Raw genomic sequence first — 19,127 nt, 5'->3', positions numbered from 1 at the left:
CGCTTGTTAACTCCCCGATCATCGCAGCCGGGGCGGCCCCGGGGAAAGGGGCGCCGACCGGTCCCGTGCCCCCTCGTTCGGGTGACATCCCGGGAGACTCCCGGCGCAGGCCCCACAGCAGCGCATAACGTGCGCTCGCCACGGCGCATCGGGGGCGCGCAACGGGAGCGAAGATGCGGGGAGGGAAGCGTCATGACAGGAATGTCCGCAGTCGGTCGCCGGGGACGCCATCGCAAGCCCCGGCCGCGCAAGGTGGTGCTCGCCGCCGGAGGGCTGGCGCTGGCCGCCGGTGTGCTGAGCCTCGTACGGATGACCCCGGAGGGCGGCGGCGTCGGGGTGCCGGGCACGGCGGAGGCCGAGCCCCGGCTCGATCCGACCGCGCACGCGACGGACCGCCCGGTGAACACGGCGGCGACCCTCGGCGCGGCCCCCACGGCCCCGCCCTCGGCGAGCACCCTCATGGACGGCGAGAGCCCCACCCCGACGGCCGCGCCCCGCACCGCACCGTCACCGACGGCCTCCCCGACCGCCCTGCCCGGCGCGACCACGGTCCCGACCACCATCCCGACGGGCCCGGCCCGCCCGACGAGCCCGCCACCGGCACCGGCCGCCACCACCCCGGCGGCCACCCCCACTACGGCCCCGGCCCCGGCCCCGAGCACACAGCAGCCCGACGACGGCGTCTGCCTGCCGATCGTCGGCCTGTGTGTGAACCCGCTGCCGCAGTCCGGCCGCGGCTAGGGCCCGGGGCGGCCCGGGCCGGCTACGACTCGCCGTCGCGGCGAGTGAGGAGCCAGGGCTCGACGACGCCCAGGCCGCGGACCGGGCGCTGCCACATCGGCTGGAGGGCGAAGCGGTACGTCGGGGGTTCCTCGCCCTCCTTCTCGGCGGCGGCCGCGGCCTCGGCGGCCTCCGCCTCCGAGGCGGGCGCCTCACCGCTGCGGATCAGCTCCTCGGCGAAGGCGGAGTCGACCAGGACGGCGTCCCGGGGGGCTATGGAGGTCAGCCGGGAGGCGAGGTTCACCGTCGTACCGAAGACATCGCCCATTCGGGTGGTCACCGTGCCGAAGGCCATGCCGACGCGGAGCTCCGGCATGGTCTCGTCGTTCGCCATGGTCTCGACGAGGCGCAGCGCGATGTCGGCGGCGATACCGGCGTCGTCGGCGGCGTAGAGGACCTCGTCGCCCAGGGTCTTGATGAGCCGGCCGCCGCGGGCCGCGACCAGGTCGGCGGCGGTGGTCTCGAAGGCCTCGACCAGCTCGCCGAGCTCCTCCTCCTCCATCCGGCGGGTCAGCCGTGTGAACCCGACGAGGTCGGCGAAGCCGACGGCCAGCCGGCGGTCGACCATCTCCTCGTCGTCGGTGGCCTGCACGACCCGGCCGGCCGAGGCGGCGAGCTGGCGGCGCCAGACGTAGACGAGGAACTCCTCCAGTTCGGGCAGCAGCAGTTCGACGATCGGGTACGTGACCTCGGTACGGGTCATGCCCGGCTCGGGCGGTTCGGTCAGGCCCTCCAGGAAGGAATCCATCTGCCACTCCGCCAGACGGGCGGTGGTCTGCCCGGTCGACCGTGCCACCTGCACGGCCATGGCCTCGCTGAGCAGGCCCGCCTCGACGAGACCGGCGAGCCGGCGCAGCGCCAGGACGTCGGCCTCGGTCAGCGCCTTGGCCTGCCCGATGTCGGCGAAGCCCATCGCCCGCCAGAACCTCGACGCCAGCTCCATCGACACGCCGGCGCTGCGGGCGGCCTGGAAAGGGGTGTAGCGGCGGTCGGCCCCGAGGATCAGGCCTTCGAGGCGCAGCGCGAGCGGGTCCTCGCCGGAGTCGGCGGCGTCCGCGCCCTCGCCGGAGCCCGTGTCGTCGACGGTCACGCCTGCTGCCCTTCCGATCTACCGCGGTCGCATACCGACCGGCCTCAACTCTACGGCAGCTGTGCGGTAGCTCACTTCGTGAGGTAAGCCGACATTGGGGTGGTGGGGGTCGAGTTTCGGGGTGCGGGTGAGTGGGGCTGGTCGCGCCCACGCGGCGGAGCCGCACGTGCATACAGCCCCGCGCCCCTCACGGGGCACTCCCCTTACGGGGCGCTCCGCAGGTGCACGATGTCTCCCGCCCCCACAGGTTCCTGGACACCCTGCCCCGTCGCGATCACCAGCCTTCCGTCGCCGTCGATCGCCACCGCCTCGCCGACGAGCGACCGGTCGCCGGGGAGCTCCGCGCGGACCGTTCGTCCCAGGGTCGCGCAGCCCGCCGCGTACGCCTCCTGGAGCCCGCTGGCGGCCGGGTCGCCGCCCGCCGCGCGCCAGCGCCCGTACCAGTCCTCCAGGGAGCGCAGGACGGCTCGCAGCAGGGTCTCCCGGTCGGTGCTGACCGCGCCGGCCAGGGCCAGCGACCCGGCCTGCGGGACCGGCAGTTCCTCGGCGCGGAGCGAGACGTTGATGCCGACGCCGACCACCACACCGTCCTCGCCGGCCCGCTCCGCGAGGATGCCCCCGGTCTTGCGTTCCTCGTCACCCACGGTGACCAGGAGATCGTTCGGCCACTTGAGTGCCGTGTCGACGCCCGCCGCCCGCGCCAGCCCCGTCGCCACCGCCACCCCGGTCAGCAGCGGCAGCCACCCCCACCGGGCCACCGGCACCTCGGCCGGCTTGAGCAGCACCGAGAAGAACAGGCCCGAGCGGGCCGGCGCCGTCCACTGCCGGTCCAGGCGGCCGCGCCCCGCCGTCTGCTCCTCGGCGACCAGCACCGCCCCCTCGTCCGCGCCGCCCGCGAGCGCCCGCGCCACGAGGTCGGAGTTGGTGGAGCCGGTGCGCTGCACGACCTCGACGTCGCAGTAGAGGCCCTCGTGCCCGCCGTCCCGCACCAGGGCCCGGCGCAGCCCGGCACCGTTGAGCGGTGGACGGTCCAGGTCGGACCAGCGATGGTTGTTCTCGTCTGCTGCATCTCGCGGCGTCATGCAAGCCACCCTAGGTGTGGTGTACGCCGCACCGCCGTTTGGTAGGCACGCCACTACTCTACGAATGAGTAACCGTCCCCCCTTTTGAGCAGGCAGGGAGCCGCATCCCGATGTCCGAGCCGGAAGAGATCGACATTCACACGACCGCGGGGAAGCTCGCGGATCTCCAGCGTCGTGTCCACGAGGCGACACACGCCGGTTCGGAGCGCGCCGTCGAAAAGCAGCACGCCAAGGGCAAACTGACGGCCCGTGAGCGGATCGAGCTGCTCCTCGACGAGGACTCCTTCGTGGAGTTGGACGAGTTCGCCCAGCACCGCTCCAGCAACTTCGGCCTGGAGAAGAACCGCCCCTACGGGGACGGCGTCGTCACCGGGTACGGGACCGTCGACGGCCGACCCGTCGCCGTCTTCTCCCAGGACTTCACCGTCTTCGGCGGCGCCCTCGGCGAGGTCTACGGCCAGAAGATCGTCAAGGTGATGGACTTCGCCCTGAAGACCGGATGCCCGGTCATCGGCATCAACGACTCCGGCGGCGCGCGCATCCAGGAAGGCGTCGCCTCCCTCGGCGCCTACGGCGAGATCTTCCGCCGCAACACCCATGCCTCCGGCGTGATCCCGCAGATCAGCCTGGTCGTCGGGCCCTGTGCCGGCGGCGCGGTCTACTCCCCCGCCATCACCGACTTCACGGTCATGGTCGACCAGACGTCCCACATGTTCATCACCGGACCGGACGTCATCAAGACCGTCACCGGCGAGGACGTCGGCTTCGAGGAGCTCGGCGGCGCCCGCACCCACAACTCGGTCTCCGGCGTGGCCCACCACATGGCGGGCGACGAGAAGGACGCCGTGGAGTACATCAAGCAGCTGCTGTCCTACCTGCCGTCCAACAACCTCTCCGAGGCCCCGGTCTTCCCCGAGGAGGCCGACCTCGCGGTCACCGCCGAGGACCTGGAGCTGGACACCCTGGTCCCGGACAGCGCGAACCAGCCGTACGACATCCACACGGTGATCGAACACGTCCTCGACGACGCCGAGTTCTTCGAGACGCAGTCCCTGTTCGCCCCGAACATCGTCACCGGCTTCGGCCGCGTCGAGGGCCACCCGGTGGGCATCGTCGCCAACCAGCCGATGCAGTTCGCCGGCTGCCTGGACATCAAGGCGAGCGAGAAGGCGGCCCGCTTCGTCCGCACCTGCGACGCCTTCAACGTCCCCGTCCTCACCTTCGTCGACGTCCCGGGCTTCCTGCCCGGCGTCGACCAGGAGCACGACGGCATCATCCGCCGCGGCGCCAAGCTCATCTACGCCTACGCCGAGGCCACCGTCCCCCTGATCACCGTCATCACCCGCAAGGCCTTCGGTGGCGCCTACGACGTCATGGGCTCCAAGCACCTGGGCGCCGACCTCAACCTCGCCTGGCCGACCGCCCAGATCGCCGTCATGGGCGCCCAGGGCGCCGTCAACATCCTGCACCGCCGCACGATCGCCGAGGCGGAGGCGAACGGCGAGAACGCCGAGGCCGTCCGTGCCCGCCTGATCCAGGAGTACGAGGACACCCTCCTCAACCCCTACACGGCGGCCGAGCGCGGCTACGTCGACGCCGTCATCATGCCGTCCGACACCCGCCGCCACGTCGTGAAGGGCCTGCGCCAGCTCCGCACCAAGCGCGAGTCCCTCCCGCCGAAGAAGCACGGCAACATCCCCCTGTAAGGAGCCGCTGTGACGATCAAGGTCATACGGGGCAACCCGACCCCGGAGGAGCTGGCCGCCGCACTCGCGGTGGTAAGGGCAAGGGCAGCGGCCATGGCGGCCACCCCTGCCGGCCCCCCGACAACAAGGGACGCCTGGTCCGACCCCTCCCGCATCGCCCAGCACCGGGTACCGCGCCCGGGCGCCGGCGCATGGACCCGCACCTACTGGCCGAGCTGAGACAACCCACCTTCTTGGGGGCGCGGGGCTGTATCAATATGCGACTCCGCCGCATGGGCGCACTCAAGAGGAACCCCGTCCACCGATTTGAGTACCCCTACTCAGGCGCCCACCCCCGGCCAGGCCACACGCTGGTGACATGCTGTGGTCGGACCCTGATGACGAGCCGCCGAAGGAACTGCGAGACATGCAGAACACCCTCCGGCGGCTCGGCGTCCTCCTGGCCCTGGCCATGCTGCTGGCGATGATCGTGCTCGGCGTGAGGTGAGAACCCCCCTGCCGGCCCCCACCGATACGCTGGCGCCATGCGCAGACTCGTCCTCGCCTCCCAGTCCCCCGCCCGGCTGAACCTCCTGCGCCAGGCAGGCCTCGACCCCGAGGTGATCGTCAGCGGCGTCGACGAGGACGCCGTCACCGCCCCCACCCCGGCCGACCTGGCCCTCGCCCTCGCCGAGGCCAAGGCCTCCGTCGTCGCCGCGCGTCCGGACGTCCAGGGCGCGATCGTCATCGGCTGCGACTCCGTGCTCGACATCGACGGCCAGGCCCTCGGCAAGCCGGCGGACGCCGAGGAGGCGACCGCCCGCTGGAAGTCGATGCGGGGCCGCGCGGGCACCCTGCAGACCGGGCACTGCGTCTGGGACACGACGGCCAAGCGGTACGTGTCGGCGACCGCGTCCACCGTCGTCCGGTTCGGCGAACCCTCCGACGAGGAGATCGCCGCGTACGTCGCCTCGGGCGAACCCCTCTACGTGGCGGGGGCGTTCACGCTGGACGGCCGCAGCGCGCCCTTCATCGACGGCATCGACGGCGACCACGGCAACGTGATCGGCATCAGCCTGCCCCTGGTCCGCCGGCTGCTGGCCGACCTGGGCATCGGCATCACGGAGTTGTGGGCGCCGGCGGAGTGACCGGAGCGGCGGGCGGCACGTCCTTCGTCACCGGCTCCGGCTCTGGTGCCGATGCCGGGCCGCCGTCCTCCGAGCCCGAGCCCGAGGCGTCCGCACCCCCACCGGCGTCACCCCCGCCCGCGTCGCCCCCAGCGGCCGCCACCGCCCCGTTCTCACGGTCGTACGTCATCAACAGCAGCACGACGAGCGCGAGGACGACCACCATGTACAGGAAGGCCTTCCAGCCGACCAGGCCCCAGGCCACCGCGCCCAGCAGGCCGTGGACGACCGCAACGCTGATCAGCAGGACCCGGCCGAGGCCGGCGGGCGCGCGGTTGCGGATGGCGACCAGCAGGGCCACCAGGGCGCACAGCGCGAAGTAGAGGCCGAAGACCACGCCGCCGATCTTCGCGGACATCGACATCTTGTCCGGGTCCAGGCCGGCCATCGACATGTTCTGCCGGTCGACGACCACCCCCATGAACCAGTTGAGTGCCGCGATCCCGAGCGCCTCGGCGAGGAGTACGACAGCCACGACCCACGCCACCGGTCTGCGCACCACCGGTCCCCACCCACTTTCGTCCCCGACCCGCTGCGAGCCGGTGTTACCTGAAGTTCGTTCAAGACAGCGCGAACGCTACTAACGGGTAAACCGGGGGACAAGGGTTCGGGCGGCAGCAAAGATTCGTTGGGCCATTCGTAGGGACTCGACAAAGAAACGCTGTGGGGCGCGGCACGCTCTCACAGAGACCTTGAGCACATCGCGGGGCTAGGGTTTTCCGAAGGAGTCCTGCGTACTCGGTGCGACAAGGGCTTTCGCGGGTCGGGCGAGCCTCGCATCACGCTCCGTGTGGGCAAGCTCACCATTGGGGACGGGTCGAAGTGCCGTGTCGGCAGTCCCTAAACTCGGCTTGTTTCAAGGAGGGAGCCTCAATCGTGCGCAAGGTGCTCATCGCCAACCGTGGCGAAATCGCTGTCCGCGTGGCCCGGGCCTGCCGGGACGCCGGTCTCGCGAGCGTGGCCGTCTATGCGGATCCGGACCGTGACGCTCTGCATGTCCGCGCCGCGGATGAGGCGTTCGCCCTGGGCGGTGACACCCCGGCCACCAGTTACCTGGACATCGACAAGGTCCTGAACGCGGCGCGTGAGGCGGGGGCGGACGCGGTCCACCCGGGCTACGGCTTCCTCTCGGAGAACGCCGAGTTCGCCCAGGCCGTCCTGGACGCGGGCCTGACCTGGATCGGCCCGCCGCCGCAGGCCATCCGCGACCTCGGCGACAAGGTGGCGGCCCGTCACATCGCCCAGCGCGCCGGTGCCCCGCTGGTCGCCGGCACCCCCGACCCGGTCTCCGGCGCCGACGAGGTCGTCGCGTTCGCCGAGCAGCACGGTCTGCCGATCGCCATCAAGGCCGCCTTCGGCGGTGGCGGACGCGGCCTGAAGGTCGCCCGTACCCTCGAGGAGGTTCCCGAGCTGTATGAGTCGGCGGTGCGTGAGGCGGTGGCCGCGTTCGGGCGCGGCGAGTGCTTCGTCGAGCGCTACCTGGACCGCCCGCGGCACGTGGAGACCCAGTGCCTGGCCGACAAGCACGGCAACGTGGTCGTCGTCTCCACGCGCGACTGCTCCCTGCAGCGCCGCCACCAGAAGCTGGTCGAGGAGGCGCCCGCGCCGTTCCTGTCCGACGCGCAGGTGGACGAGCTGTACCGGGCCTCCAAGGCCATCCTGAAGGAGGCCGCGTACGAGGGTGCGGGCACGTGTGAGTTCCTGGTCGGGCAGGACGGCACGATCTCCTTCCTGGAGGTCAACACCCGTCTGCAGGTCGAGCACCCGGTGACCGAGGAGGTCGCGGGCATCGACCTGGTGCGGGAGATGTTCCGGATCGCCGACGGCGAACCACTCGGCTACGACGACCCGGCCCTGCGTGGCCACTCCTTCGAGTTCCGGATCAACGGCGAGGACCCCGGCCGGGGCTTCCTGCCCGCCCCCGGCACGGTCACCCGCTTCGACCCGCCCTCGGGCCCCGGTGTCCGTCTGGACGCGGGTGTGGAGTCCGGTTCGGTCATCGGCCCCGCCTGGGACTCCCTCCTGGCCAAGCTGATCGTCACCGGCCGCACCCGCGCCGAGGCCCTGCAGCGGGCCGCCCGCGCGCTGGACGAGTTCCAGGTCGAGGGCATGGCCACCGCCCTCCCCTTCCACCGCACGGTGGTGAGGGACCCGGCGTTCGCACCCGAGCTCACCGGCTCCGAGGACCCGTTCACGGTCCACACCCGCTGGATCGAGACCGAGTTCGTCAACGAGATCAAGCCCTTCGCCGCCCCGGCCGACGCCGAGGCCGAGGAGGACAACGGCCGGGAGACGGTCGTCGTCGAGGTCGGCGGCAAGCGCCTGGAGGTCTCCCTCCCCGCGTCCCTGGGCATGACCCTGGCCCGCACCGGTCTGGCCGCCGGCGCCAAGCCGAAGCGCCGCGCCGCCAAGAAGTCCGGCCCGGTCGCCTCCGGCGACACCCTCGCCTCGCCCATGCAGGGCACGATCGTCAAGGTCGCCGTCGAGGAGGGCCAGGAGGTCAAGGAGGGCGACCTGATCGTCGTACTCGAGGCGATGAAGATGGAACAGCCGCTCAACGCGCACAAGGCCGGCACCGTCAAGGGCCTCGCCGCCGAGGTCGGCGCCTCCCTCACCTCCGGCGCCGTGATCTGCGAGATCAAGGACTGACGACGCCCCGAACCGCATCGCCCGGCGAACGGCATCCGACCGTTCGCCGGGCGCCGAGTTCTCTGGAACGGCCCATGCGCGCCGACGCCCGCCGCAACCACGACCGGCTGCTCGCCGAGGCCCGCACCGTGTTCGCCGAACACGGCACCGACGCCTCGCTGGAGGACGTGGCCCGCCGGGCGGGCGTGGGCATCGGCACCCTCTACCGCCACTTCCCCAACCGGCACGCCCTGATGAGCGCGGTCTTCGAGGGCGCGGTGAACGAACTCCTGGACCGGGCACGGGAGTTGCAGTCGGCTTCCCACCCCTGCCAGGCCCTGTTGACCTGGCTGCGCGAGGTGGTCACCCACGCGGCCGAGTACCGGGGCCTGTCGAAGGCCCTGATATCGGCGGACTCGGACTCGGCCCTGTCCCGCTGCGGCACCCCGATGACGGAGGCGGGTGCGGCTCTGCTGACCCGCGCTCAGGAGGCGGGGGCGGTACGACAGGACGTACGGATCGGTGATCTGCTCCGACTCACCCACGCCATCGCCCTGGCAGTGGAGGAGTCACCCGGAGACCCGGATCTGGCGGACAGATTGCTGCAGCTGACGCTGCGAGGACTGACCTGAGGGGCGCGCGCCCTCACCGCCGCCGGAGATCGGCGACCCGCGCCCGCTCGGCCCCCGTCGGCGGCTCTCCCAGCACCGAGGCCGAACGCAGCCCGTTCCCCGGCACCTGGCCCCGCCGCGGTCCCGGAAGGGACACGTCCCGACGCTGTTGATGCTGTTGCTGGCGCGTCGGGACCTGATCACCCCCCGGGTTTCCGGACGCCCCGGCCACGGCGATCTGCACCCCCTGGTCGGCGAGGGCCTGAAGCTCGGTGGCGGCACGGTCGTCATGAGCCGGCGGCTCGTCCGTGACCAGCCGGGTGATGACATCGGTGGGCACGGTCTGGAACATCGTGTCCGTACCGAGCTTGGTGTGGTCGGCGAGGACGACCACCTCCGCGGCGGCCTGCACCAGCGCCCTGTCCACCGAGGCGGACAGCATGTTGGACGTGGAGAGCCCCCGCTCGGCGGTCAGGCCACTGCCCGACAGGAAGGCCTTCGACACGCGCAGCCCCTGCAGGGACTGCTCCGCGCCGGAGCCCACGAGGGCGTAGTTGGACCCGCGGAGCGTCCCGCCGGTCATCACGACCTCGACCCGGTTGGCGTGGGCCAGCGCCTGCGCCACCAACAGCGAGTTGGTGACGACGGTGAGTCCGGGAACCCTCGCCAGCCGGCGCGCGAGTTCCTGGGTGGTGGTCCCCGCCCCAACCACGATGGCCTCGCCCTCTTCGACGAGGCCCGCGGCGAGATCGGCGATGGCCGTCTTCTCGGCGGTCGCGAGATGAGATTTTTGCGGAAAGCCGGACTCCCGCGTGAACCCGCCCGGCAGTACCGCACCGCCGTGCCGGCGGTCGAGGAGTCCTTCTGCCTCCAGTGCGCGCACGTCCCGCCGTACGGTCACTTCTGAGGTCTGGACGACGCGGGCGAGCTCACGGAGCGACACGGCCCCGTTCGCTCGCACCATTTCGAGGATCAATTGGCGACGTTCTGCAGCGAACACGAAACTGACAGTAACCCCAACGACCGTCTGCTTTCAGCAGTTTGCGCCGAATAGCAGAAGTTGTTCGCACAGCAGGGTCAGAAGTGGTATAGAGCCCAGTCCATCCGACTATGCCGTACGCATGCTCGACAACTCCCCGTGACCAGCGGGGAGTCGGTTCCGGCCGTCAGAGTTCGCTGCCGGTCTTCCGGGTGTGCAACTGCCGTGCGACCTCCGCGATCGACCCCGAAAGGGACGGATACACGGTGAACGCGTTCGCGATCTGTTCGACCGTCAGATTGTTGTCGACGGCGATCGAGATCGGATGGATGAGCTCCGAAGCCCGGGGCGACACGACCACACCACCCACGACGATCCCCGTCCCCGGCCGGCAGAACAGCTTCACGAAACCGTCCCGGATGCCCTGCATCTTCGCGCGCGGATTGCGCAGCAGCGGCAGCTTCACCACGCGGGCGTCGATCTTCCCGGCGTCCACGTCCGCCTGCGTGTACCCGACCGTCGCGATCTCCGGGTCGGTGAACACGTTCGACGACACGGTCTTCAGGTTCAGCGGCGCCACCGCGTCACCGAGGAAGTGGTACATGGCGATCCGCCCCTGCATCGCCGCCACCGACGCGAGAGCGAAGACCCCGGTCACGTCACCAGCCGCATACACACCCGGCGCGCTCGTCCGGCTCACCTTGTCGGTCCAGATGTGCCCGGAGTCGCGCAGCTTGACGCCCGCCTCCTCCAGCCCCAGCCCCGCGCTGTTCGGAATGGCACCGACCGCCATCAGGCAGTGCGTACCGCTGATGACCCGCCCGTCCGCGAGCGTGACCTCGACCCGGTCCCCCACCCGCTTGGCGGCAGCCGCACGCGACCGGGCCATCACATTCATCCCACGCCGCCGGAAGACGTCCTCCAGCACAGCGGCCGCGTCCGGGTCCTCACCGGGCAGCACGCGGTCCCGCGACGACACCAGCGTGACCTTCGACCCCAGCGCCTGATAGGCACCGGCGAACTCGGCACCCGTCACACCGGACCCGACCACGATGAGTTCCTCGGGCAGCTCGGTCAGGTCGTACACCTGCGTCCAGTTCAGGATCCGCTCGCCGTCGGGCAGGGCGTCGGGCACCTCCCGCGGATGCCCACCGGTGGCGATGAGCACCGCGTCCGCGACAAGAGTCTCCTCACTCCCGTCCGCCGCGCTGACGACGACCTTCCGCGACCCGTCCAGGGCCTGCATGCCCTCCAGCCGCCCCCGCCCCCGCATGACCCGCGCACCGGCACGCGTCACCGAGGCCGTGATGTCGTGCGACTGCGCCAGCGCGAGCCGCTTCACACGCCGGTTGACCTTCCCCAGATCGACCCCCACCACCCGAGCGGCCTGCTCCAGCGGCGGAGTGTCATCGGCGACGATGATCCCCAATTCCTCGTACGACGAATCGAAGGTCGTCATGACCTCGGCCGTAGCGATAAGGGTCTTCGACGGCACGCAGTCGGTCAGCACCGACGCTCCGCCCAGACCGTCGCAGTCGACGACGGTCACCTCCGCGCCGAGCTGCGCGGCCACCAGCGCCGCTTCATAGCCGCCGGGTCCGCCACCGATGATCACGATCCGAGTCACGTACTCCATTGTCCCGCACGCTTCAAGGTGCTACTGCCCGGGGGCGCCACCCGGCGCTCCCCGGGACGGGAGTGACCCGTGGGACGGCTGCCGTACCCTCTCCCCATGTCGTCGCTCTACGCCGCGTACGCCGGCAATCTCGACGCACGGCTGATGTCCCGCCGCGCCCCGCACTCCCCCCTGCGCGCCACCGGCTGGCTGAACGGATGGCGGCTGACCTTCGGCGGCGAGCACATGGGCTGGGAAGGCGCGCTGGCGACGATCGTCGAGGACCCGATGTCCCAGGTCTTCGTCGGTCTCTACGACATCGCCCCGATGGACGAGGAGTCCCTGGACCGCTGGGAGGGCGTCGGCCTGGGCATCTACCGCCGCGCACGGGTCCGGGTCCACACCCTGGAGGGCCAGGAGACCGCCTGGCTCTACGTCCTCGACGGCTACGAGGGCGGCCTCCCCTCGGCCCGCTACCTCGGCGAGATCGCCGACGCGGCGGAGTCGGCCGGCGCCCCCCACGACTACGTGATGGAGCTCCGCAAGCGCCCCTGCTGAAGGCGCACAGACCCCCCACAGCCGCCACAAAGGTCACCCGCGTCACACCACTCGTTGGAAACGACAAGACAACGATCGCCATCCCGTGAGCTCCGTCATCTACGCGCGTAGGCCCAGACCGGCTACTCTCATCCGCGTGAACGCATCTCTTCTTCCGGACGACATCCAGGGCGACCCCCACGCCGCCGCCGACGCGGCCGCCGCTCGCCTGCGCGAGCTCACGGGCGCCGAGACCCACGACGTCGCCCTCGTGATGGGCTCCGGCTGGGCTCCGGCCGTCGACGCCCTGGGCGCTGCCGACGCCGAGTTCCAGGTCACCGAGCTGCCCGGCTTCCCGCCGCCGGCCGTCGAGGGGCACGGCGGCACGATCCGCTCGTACACCATCGGTGACAAGCGCGCGCTGGTCTTCCTCGGCCGCACGCACTACTACGAGGGCCGGGGCGTCGCCGCCGTCGCACACGGAGTGCGCACCGCCGTGGCCGCCGGCTGCAAGACGATCGTCCTCACCAACGGCTGCGGCGGCCTCCGCGAGGGCATGCGCCCCGGCCAGCCGGTCCTGATCAGCGATCACATCAACCTGACGGCGACCTCCCCCATCGTCGGCGCCAACTTCGTCGACCTCACCGATCTCTACTCCCCCCGCCTGCGGGCCCTGTGCAAGGAGATCGACCCCTCCCTCGAAGAGGGCGTCTACGCCCAGTTCCCCGGCCCGCACTACGAGACCCCGGCCGAGATCCGCATGGCCCGCGTGATCGGCGCGGACCTGGTGGGCATGTCGACGGTCCTCGAGGCGATCGCCGCGCGCGAGGCGGGCGCCGAGGTCCTGGGCATCTCCCTCGTCACGAACCTCGCCGCGGGCATGACGGGCGAGCCCCTCAACCACGAGGAGGTCCTCCAGGCGGGCCGCGACTCGGCGGCACGCATGGGATCGCTCCTCGCGCAGGTACTGGGCAGGATCTGAGGGACGCCGTAGGGGGTGCCACTGACGGGGCGCGGACGCACGCGGCGGGAAGGGGACGGGGTGGGGGGTGTCCGCCCGCAGCGGCCGACGTTCGTCGTCGTTCACGATCCGAGATGCGTCATCGCCGGTCCGAGGACGGACACCCCCCCCCCCGGCCCCGACCCACCACCACCCGTAGGCGCTACGCACACCCCCACCGAAGCCGCGCAGGCGCCGCAGGCATCCACACGAGACCTGGAGACCCGACCGTGCAAGACGATCTCATCGCCCGGGCCAGGACCTGGCTCGCCGAGGACCCCGACCCGGACACCCGCGACGAGCTGGCCAAGCTCATCGAGGCCGCCGACCTCACCGAACTGTCGGCCCGCTTCAGCGGCACCCTCCAGTTCGGCACCGCCGGTCTCCGCGGCGAACTCGGCGCCGGCCCGATGCGCATGAACCGCGCCGTCGTCATCCGCGCCGCGGCCGGTCTCGCCGCCTACCTCAGGAACCAGGGCCAGGGCACCGGCCTCGTCGTGATCGGCTACGACGCCCGCCACAAGTCCGCCGACTTCGCCCGCGACACCGCCGCGGTCATGACCGGCGCCGGCCTCCGCGCCGCCGTCCTCCCCCGCCCCCTCCCCACCCCGGTCCTGGCGTTCGCCATACGGCACCTGGGCGCGGTCGCGGGCGTGGAGGTCACCGCCAGCCACAACCCGCCCCGCGACAACGGCTACAAGGTCTACCTCGGCGACGGCTCCCAGATCGTGCCCCCCGCCGACGCCGAGATCGCCGCCGAGATCCAGGCGATCGCAAGCCTCCACGACGTCCCCCGCCCGGAGTCCGGCTGGGAAACCCTCGACGACGCCGTCCTGGAGGCCTACCTGGCCCGCACGGACGCCGTCCTGTCCCCCGGCTCCCCCCGCACCGCCCGCACCGTCTACACGGCCATGCACGGCGTCGGCAAGGACACCCTCCTCGCCGCCTTCGCCCGCGCCGGCTTCCCCGCCCCCGCCCTCGTCGCCGAACAGGCCGACCCGGACCCGGACTTCCCCACCGTCGCCTTCCCCAACCCGGAAGAGCCCGGCGCGATGGACCTCTCCTTCGCGAAGGCCCGCGAGACCGACCCCGACCTGATCATCGCCAACGACCCCGACGCCGACCGCTGCGCCGCCGCCGTCAAGCAGGACGGCGCATGGCGCATGCTCCGCGGCGACGAGGTCGGCTCCCTCCTCGCCGCCCACCTGGTCCGCCGCGGCGCGACCGGCGTGTTCGCCGAGTCGATCGTCTCCTCCTCCCTCCTCGGCCGGATCGCCGAGAAGGCGGGTCTCCCCTACGAGGAGACCCTCACCGGCTTCAAGTGGATCGCCCGCGTCGACGGCCTGCGCTACGGCTACGAGGAGGCCCTCGGCTACTGCGTCGACCCCGAAGGCGTCCGCGACAAGGACGGCATCACCGCGGCCCTCCTGATCACCGAACTGGCCTCGGTCCTCAAGGAAGAGGGTCGCACCCTCCTCGACCTCCTCGACGACCTCGCCGTCGAGCACGGCCTGCACGCCACCGACCAGCTCTCGGTCCGCGTCCAGGATCTCTCCCTCATCGCGGCCGCCATGCGCCGCCTCCGCGAGCAGCCTCCCGCCGAACTCGCGGGCCTCCCCGTCACCAAGGCCGAGGATCTCACCCAGGGCACGGCCACCCTGCCCCCCACCGACGGCCTCCGCTACACCCTCACCGGCGCCCGGGTCATCGTCCGCCCCAGCGGCACCGAGCCCAAGCTGAAGTGCTACCTGGAAGTGGTCGTCCCCGTGACCGACCACGACGCCCTGCCCAAGGCCCGCGAGCAGGCCACCGCCCTCCTCGCGGCGATCAAGCACGACCTGTCCACGGCAGCGGGCATCTGACAGGACACCCCCACCCCACCCCACCCCACCCCACCCCACCACCCTCCCCCCATCCCCCGCCCCCGTAGGGGTGCCCCTCCGCCCAGGGGCACCCCTACGGGTGATTTCACGGCGGCGACCGCCCCACCCACCGCACCCCGCCCCGGCTCCCGGGGAACGGTGATCCGGTACCGCGAACCGGTACCGCCCGCCGCAGCCGTCGTACTGGAGCCGCCGCCGTGTCCCCGACCGCCCCCGACACCGCCCCCCGCGGGCACATCCCGGGCACCCGACGACCCCACCTCCCCACCCCCGCCGCCCCCCACCTCGCGCTGCGCCACGCCCTGCGCCGCGCGGCCCCCACCCTCGCCGCGTACCTCGCCGTACGCCTCACGGGCCTGGCGTTCCTCGCCGTCTGGGCGCACCGCCGCCACCACGGCGTGTGGCCGATGCTGGCGACGCAGTGGGACTCCCGCTGGTACCTGGGCATCGCCGACCACGGCTACACCCACACGCTGGGCCTCGCGTACGACCACAACAACCTGGCGTTCTTCCCGCTGTACCCCCTGCTGGTGAAGGCCGTCGCGGTCGTCACCCCCGGCACCCGGGCCAGCACCGGACTCGCCCTCGCCTGGCTGGCGTCGCTGTTCGCGGCCTGGGGCGTGTTCGCGGTCGGCGACCGCCTCCACGGCCGCCGCACCGGCGTCCTGCTCACCGTGCTGTGGGCGGCGTTCCCCGTGGGCCTGGTGCAGTGGATGGGCTACACGGAGTCCCTCTTCACGGCGTTCGCCGCATGGACCCTCTACGCGGTCCTGACCGAACGCTGGCTCTGCGCCGCGACGGCCTCGGTCCTCGCCGGACTCACCCGGCCGACCGGCATCGCCGTGGCCGCCGCCGTGACGGTCACCGCACTGCTCGCCCTCCGCACCCGCTTCTCGCCCCGCGTCCTGACGGCGGCCCTGACGGCACCCCTCGGCTGGTGCGCGTACGTCGGCTGGGTGGGCCTCAGACTCGGCCGCTGGGACGGCTACTTCGCCGTACAGCGGATGTGGCACAACGAGCTGGACGGCGGGGCGGAGACCCTGCGGTGGCTGCGCAAGCTGTTCGGGCAGCAGTCCCGGCCGGAGCTGTTCCTGGTCCTGGTGAGCGTCACGATCGTCGTGTCCCTCCTCCTGTTCGGGCTCTCTGTGGCGGACCGCCAGCCGGTGCCGCTGCTGGTGTTCAGCGCGGTCCTGCTGCTGATCGTGGTGGCGAGCGGCGGCGTCTACTTCCCGCGCGCCCGCTTCCTCCTCCCCGGCTTCCCCCTTCTGCTGCCGATCGCCGGGTACCTCGCCCGCGCCTCCACCCGTTCCCGCGTGCTCCTGCTGACGACGGCGGTGGCCGGCTCGGCCTACTGCGGGGCGTACATGCTCCTGGTGTGGCCGAGCGCCCCCTGACCGCCGGCCTCAGTCCCGCACCAGATAACTGAACCCCGTGTCCGGCCCCACGCACGACTGCAGGGTGAGGTCCCCCCAGTAGAGCCCGGCCGCCGGGGCGCCACGGCCCGGAGCGACGTAGTTGGCGTACACCGTGTAGCTCCAGGTACCGCGCGGGGTGCCGATGGTGACCCTCGTACCGACGCGCAATGTGGCGAACAGGTCGAACCCGCAGTAGTCGTGACCGACGATCACGACGGTCCGCATCTCGTAGCCGTCCTCGGTGCCGATGTCGGGCCCCGCCCACTGCACGGCGTCCTCGCAGGCGTCGACCTCGTCCTGCCCCCCACGCACCACACCCGCGGACCAGCTGCCGATCCGGAGGGTGGTACCGGTCGCGGCCTTCGGCACCTTCGAGGCCGGCGCACTGACGACAGGACCCCGGGACGACGACGTGACCGGCACCCGACGGGACAGGTCAGGACCCGGCACCCGGCTCCTCGCGCTCGCCGACGGACGAGGCGTGCCGGACCGCGGGGCACGGGGCACCGGCGGCGCGAGGGAGGCGGAGACGGACGCCGACGGAGCCGACCGCGACGGCATCGGCGCCGAGGGCGTAGCCACCCGATCAGCGGTGTCCGAGACGCGCACCCCACCCCCAGCCCCGCCCCCCGCACTGGCGCCCGACCCCGCACCCGCACCCGCACCCGCCCCGACCCCGCACCCGGCGACAAGCAGCACCGCCGCCGGCACCCCGGCGACCCACCCCGCCCTCGCGCCCGCCCCCGCCCCCGTCACCCGAAGCGCCCGTTCACGTAGTCCGAAGTCCGCTCGTCCTGGGGGGAGTTGAACATCGCATGCGTGTCACCGTGCTCCACGATCACCCCGGGCGTGCCGTGCGAGGCGAGGAAGAAGGCGCAGTTGTCGGAGACGCGGGCGGCCTGCTGCATGTTGTGGGTGACGATGACGATCGTCACCTCGTCCTTGAGGTCGTGGATGGTCTCCTCGATACGACGGGTGGAGGTCGGGTCGAGCGCCGAGCACGGTTCGTCCATCAGCAGGACCCGCGGCCGTACCGCGAGCGAGCGCGCGATGCACAACCGCTGCTGCTGGCCACCGGACAGCGCCCCGCCGGGCTGGCGGAGCCGGTCCCGGACCTCCTTCCACAGCCCCGCCTTGGTGAGGCACTCCTCGACCAGGTCGTCCTTGCCGTCACGCCCGGTCCTGATGGCGTTGAGCTTGAGTCCGGCGACGACGTTGTCGTAGATCGACATCGCCGGGAACGGGTTGGGCTTCTGGAAGACCATGCCGATCTCCCGGCGGGCGTGGGTGATGCGCCGCCCGCGGTCGTAGATGTCGACCTCGTCGAGGAGCACCCGCCCGGCCAGCGAGGCGGAGCCGATCAGTTCGTGCATCCGGTTGAGGATGCGCAGGAAGGTCGACTTGCCGCAGCCGGAGGGGCCGATGAGCGCGGTGACCTGGCGGGCGGGCATGGTGAGCGAGACCCGGTCGAGGACCTTGTGGTCGCCGAACCAGGCGGAGACGGCGTCGGCGCGCAGGGTCGCGGGGCCGTCGCCGAAGCGGGGTCCGCCGCCGGGGACGCTCTCGACGGGCGGCTGGACGACGGTGTCGACAAGATCGGTGTTCTCGGACATGCGGTGGGTCAACTTCCGTGCGTGGGCCGTTGGTTCAGAGCAGGTTCGGCAGCAGTGCCGTGAGGGACTGGGAGTCGGCGAGGCCCAGCGCGAGCAGCAGCGGTCCCGCGCAGATCCAGGTCTGCCAGCGGCCCCAGACGCGGAAGGCGATCACCGCGAGCAGCGAGGCGAGCAGCAGCCCCTGGGTCCACAGGAAGACGCCGAGCCAGGCGCCGGGGTCGGTGCCGAGGGCCTGTTCGGAGTCGGCGATCCAGCCCGCCCGCAGATCCCGCGGCGGGTTGGGCTGCACGGCGGTGACCAGCTTGGCGTCGACCCGGAGCACCCCGCTCGGGGTGTACGGCGCCCCGGTCGCGGTGATGAGGGTGAGCCGGCCCTGTCCCGCGGCGACCGGCGCGGGCAGTTCGTCGCCGGCCCGGCGGACGCCGGTGACCTCGTAGACCGACCTGCCCTGCCCGGTGGTGATCTCGACGCGGCTGCCGACGGGCAGCTGGTGCAGGTCGTGGAAGGGGCTGCCGTATCCCCACTGGCGGCCCATGACCACCGCGGTCCCGGCCTGTCCGGGCAGCGGGGTGTCCCTCCGGTGCCCCGGCCCCGCCATCAGCACCTCGGAGGTGGTCCCCTCGGCGACGACCTCCTTGAGGCCGAGGACGGGGATGCGCAGCAGGGCGACGGGGGCGCCGGTCCTCAGCAGCTTGCCCTCGTAGTCGCGCTGGCCCACGGGGGCGGTGCCCAGGGCGAGTTCCTTGCGCAGTTCGTCGTAGGCGGTCTGCTGGTCGCGGGCGTGCTGGAGGTGGCCGACGACGGTGAGGTTCGCGGCGAAGCCGAGGAGCACGGCGGCGAGAACGCACAGCGCCGCCCCGGCGAGTGCGAGCCCGGGGCGGGCGGGGGGCCGCGGGGTCCGGCGGCGCGGCTCGGTGGTCGGCGGGGGCGGCGGGGCGGGCGGTCCGTCGGCGGGCGCCGACGCGCCGGCCGGTGGCGGGGCGAGGGTGGTCACGGGGTGCGCTCCTCGTGGCGGAGGGTTC

19 protein-coding genes are annotated in these 19,127 nt (G+C 72.1%); 11 read left to right on the top strand and 8 right to left on the bottom strand.

Annotated features, from left to right (window positions below; translation table 11 throughout):
* The first annotated feature begins 201 nt into the window (after positions 1 to 201).
* Positions 202 to 741 (top strand): hypothetical protein, encoded by a 540-nt coding sequence (locus tag ACFZDK_RS03155; protein WP_390969191.1) that lies wholly within the window; start codon positions 202 to 204, stop codon positions 739 to 741.
* Between the two features lie 22 nt (positions 742 to 763).
* Here the strand turns inward: ACFZDK_RS03155 and ACFZDK_RS03150 are convergent, their stop codons facing one another.
* Both ACFZDK_RS03150 and ACFZDK_RS03145 read right to left on the bottom strand, forming a co-directional pair.
* The gene (locus tag ACFZDK_RS03150; RefSeq protein WP_390969189.1) at positions 764 to 1,870 is read right to left on the bottom strand and encodes an adenylate/guanylate cyclase domain-containing protein; all 1,107 of its coding nucleotides are present in this window, start codon (positions 1,868 to 1,870) and stop codon (positions 764 to 766) included.
* Positions 1,871 to 2,073: 203 nt separating this feature from the next.
* Complete coding sequence (locus tag ACFZDK_RS03145) at positions 2,074 to 2,952, bottom strand: biotin--[acetyl-CoA-carboxylase] ligase (RefSeq protein ID WP_390969187.1); 879 nt, start codon at positions 2,950 to 2,952, stop codon at positions 2,074 to 2,076.
* Positions 2,953 to 3,062: 110 nt separating this feature from the next.
* On the opposite strand from ACFZDK_RS03145, the gene ACFZDK_RS03140 reads away from it, so the two are divergent.
* From ACFZDK_RS03140 to ACFZDK_RS03125, 4 genes are all read left to right on the top strand, one after another.
* A complete protein-coding gene (locus ACFZDK_RS03140) occupies positions 3,063 to 4,658 on the top strand; it encodes a carboxyl transferase domain-containing protein (RefSeq protein WP_390969185.1) in 1,596 nt (531 codons plus the stop codon).
* A gap of 9 nt (positions 4,659 to 4,667) precedes the next feature.
* A complete protein-coding gene (locus tag ACFZDK_RS03135) occupies positions 4,668 to 4,877 on the top strand; it encodes an acyl-CoA carboxylase epsilon subunit (RefSeq protein ID WP_390969183.1) in 210 nt (69 codons plus the stop codon).
* A gap of 139 nt (positions 4,878 to 5,016) precedes the next feature.
* Complete coding sequence (gene mmpB, locus ACFZDK_RS03130) at positions 5,017 to 5,145, top strand: morphogenic membrane protein MmpB (RefSeq protein ID WP_355728804.1); 129 nt, start codon at positions 5,017 to 5,019, stop codon at positions 5,143 to 5,145.
* Between the two features lie 37 nt (positions 5,146 to 5,182).
* Positions 5,183 to 5,785, top strand: coding sequence for a Maf family nucleotide pyrophosphatase (locus ACFZDK_RS03125; protein ID WP_390969180.1), 603 nt, complete (start codon positions 5,183 to 5,185; stop codon positions 5,783 to 5,785).
* Here ACFZDK_RS03125 and ACFZDK_RS03120 read toward each other — a convergent pair.
* The gene (locus ACFZDK_RS03120; protein ID WP_390969178.1) at positions 5,757 to 6,326 is read right to left on the bottom strand and encodes a hypothetical protein; all 570 of its coding nucleotides are present in this window, start codon (positions 6,324 to 6,326) and stop codon (positions 5,757 to 5,759) included. The genes ACFZDK_RS03125 and ACFZDK_RS03120 overlap by 29 nt on opposite strands.
* Before the next feature lie 374 nt (positions 6,327 to 6,700).
* On the opposite strand from ACFZDK_RS03120, the gene ACFZDK_RS03115 reads away from it, so the two are divergent.
* Both ACFZDK_RS03115 and ACFZDK_RS03110 read left to right on the top strand, forming a co-directional pair.
* Entirely contained in the window at positions 6,701 to 8,473 is a 1,773-nt protein-coding gene (locus ACFZDK_RS03115) for a biotin carboxylase N-terminal domain-containing protein (RefSeq protein ID WP_390969176.1), read from the top strand.
* A gap of 74 nt (positions 8,474 to 8,547) precedes the next feature.
* Positions 8,548 to 9,084 (top strand): TetR family transcriptional regulator, encoded by a 537-nt coding sequence (locus ACFZDK_RS03110; protein ID WP_390969174.1) that lies wholly within the window; start codon positions 8,548 to 8,550, stop codon positions 9,082 to 9,084.
* Positions 9,085 to 9,097: 13 nt separating this feature from the next.
* Here the strand turns inward: ACFZDK_RS03110 and ACFZDK_RS03105 are convergent, their stop codons facing one another.
* Together ACFZDK_RS03105 and ACFZDK_RS03100 are read right to left on the bottom strand one after the other, a co-directional pair.
* Positions 9,098 to 10,063: a DeoR/GlpR family DNA-binding transcription regulator gene (locus ACFZDK_RS03105; protein WP_365694779.1), complete on the bottom strand. Its 966-nt coding sequence runs from the start codon at positions 10,061 to 10,063 to the stop codon at positions 9,098 to 9,100.
* 166 nt (positions 10,064 to 10,229) lie between these two features.
* Positions 10,230 to 11,678, bottom strand: coding sequence for an NAD(P)H-quinone dehydrogenase (locus ACFZDK_RS03100; RefSeq protein WP_390969172.1), 1,449 nt, complete (start codon positions 11,676 to 11,678; stop codon positions 10,230 to 10,232).
* A gap of 96 nt (positions 11,679 to 11,774) precedes the next feature.
* On the opposite strand from ACFZDK_RS03100, the gene ACFZDK_RS03095 reads away from it, so the two are divergent.
* The 4 genes from ACFZDK_RS03095 (at position 11,775) to ACFZDK_RS03080 (ending at position 16,471) form a co-directional block, all read left to right on the top strand.
* A complete protein-coding gene (locus ACFZDK_RS03095; RefSeq protein ID WP_390969170.1) occupies positions 11,775 to 12,215 on the top strand; it encodes a gamma-glutamylcyclotransferase in 441 nt (146 codons plus the stop codon).
* 136 nt (positions 12,216 to 12,351) lie between these two features.
* On the top strand, positions 12,352 to 13,176 hold the full coding sequence (locus ACFZDK_RS03090) for a purine-nucleoside phosphorylase (RefSeq protein ID WP_390969168.1): 825 nt from the start codon (positions 12,352 to 12,354) through the stop codon (positions 13,174 to 13,176).
* Between the two features lie 248 nt (positions 13,177 to 13,424).
* A complete protein-coding gene (locus tag ACFZDK_RS03085; RefSeq protein WP_390969166.1) occupies positions 13,425 to 15,056 on the top strand; it encodes a phospho-sugar mutase in 1,632 nt (543 codons plus the stop codon).
* A gap of 218 nt (positions 15,057 to 15,274) precedes the next feature.
* Positions 15,275 to 16,471 carry a hypothetical protein gene (locus tag ACFZDK_RS03080; protein WP_390969164.1) on the top strand — a complete coding sequence of 399 codons (1,197 nt, stop codon included), beginning with the start codon at positions 15,275 to 15,277 and terminating at the stop codon, positions 16,469 to 16,471.
* Between the two features lie 9 nt (positions 16,472 to 16,480).
* Here the strand turns inward: ACFZDK_RS03080 and ACFZDK_RS03075 are convergent, their stop codons facing one another.
* The 3 genes from ACFZDK_RS03075 to ACFZDK_RS03065 all read right to left on the bottom strand — a co-directional run bounded on the left by ACFZDK_RS03075 (position 16,481) and on the right by ACFZDK_RS03065 (position 19,099).
* Positions 16,481 to 16,942, bottom strand: a complete 462-nt coding sequence (locus ACFZDK_RS03075) for a hypothetical protein (RefSeq protein WP_390969162.1) — start codon at positions 16,940 to 16,942, stop codon at positions 16,481 to 16,483.
* A gap of 302 nt (positions 16,943 to 17,244) precedes the next feature.
* Positions 17,245 to 18,105 (bottom strand): ATP-binding cassette domain-containing protein, encoded by an 861-nt coding sequence (locus ACFZDK_RS03070; protein WP_390969160.1) that lies wholly within the window; start codon positions 18,103 to 18,105, stop codon positions 17,245 to 17,247.
* 34 nt (positions 18,106 to 18,139) lie between these two features.
* Complete coding sequence (locus ACFZDK_RS03065) at positions 18,140 to 19,099, bottom strand: sortase domain-bontaining protein (RefSeq protein WP_390969158.1); 960 nt, start codon at positions 19,097 to 19,099, stop codon at positions 18,140 to 18,142.
* Positions 19,100 to 19,127: the final 28 nt, after the last annotated feature.

It is taken from the genome of Streptomyces sp. NPDC007901, assembly GCF_042959465.1.
Lineage (GTDB): Bacteria > Actinomycetota > Actinomycetes > Streptomycetales > Streptomycetaceae > Streptomyces.
Note: the sequence above shows the minus strand (reverse complement) of the source record. Positions and strands in the feature narration are given on the sequence as shown.

What these genes read in the sequence shown, in the direction of transcription:
- mmpB (WP_355728804.1), top strand. Translation starts at nt 5,017, where the DNA reads ATGCTGTGGTCGGACCCTGATGACGAGCCGCCGAAGGAACTGCGAGAC.
- ACFZDK_RS03100 (WP_390969172.1), bottom strand. Translation starts at nt 11,678, where the DNA reads ATGGAGTACGTGACTCGGATCGTGATCATCGGTGGCGGACCCGGCGGC.
- ACFZDK_RS03110 (WP_390969174.1), top strand. Translation starts at nt 8,548, where the DNA reads ATGCGCGCCGACGCCCGCCGCAACCACGACCGGCTGCTCGCCGAGGCC.
- ACFZDK_RS03095 (WP_390969170.1), top strand. Translation starts at nt 11,775, where the DNA reads ATGTCGTCGCTCTACGCCGCGTACGCCGGCAATCTCGACGCACGGCTG.
- ACFZDK_RS03125 (WP_390969180.1), top strand. Translation starts at nt 5,183, where the DNA reads ATGCGCAGACTCGTCCTCGCCTCCCAGTCCCCCGCCCGGCTGAACCTC.
- ACFZDK_RS03155 (WP_390969191.1), top strand. Translation starts at nt 202, where the DNA reads ATGTCCGCAGTCGGTCGCCGGGGACGCCATCGCAAGCCCCGGCCGCGC.
- ACFZDK_RS03140 (WP_390969185.1), top strand. Translation starts at nt 3,063, where the DNA reads ATGTCCGAGCCGGAAGAGATCGACATTCACACGACCGCGGGGAAGCTC.
- ACFZDK_RS03145 (WP_390969187.1), bottom strand. Translation starts at nt 2,952, where the DNA reads ATGACGCCGCGAGATGCAGCAGACGAGAACAACCATCGCTGGTCCGAC.
- ACFZDK_RS03070 (WP_390969160.1), bottom strand. Translation starts at nt 18,105, where the DNA reads ATGTCCGAGAACACCGATCTTGTCGACACCGTCGTCCAGCCGCCCGTC.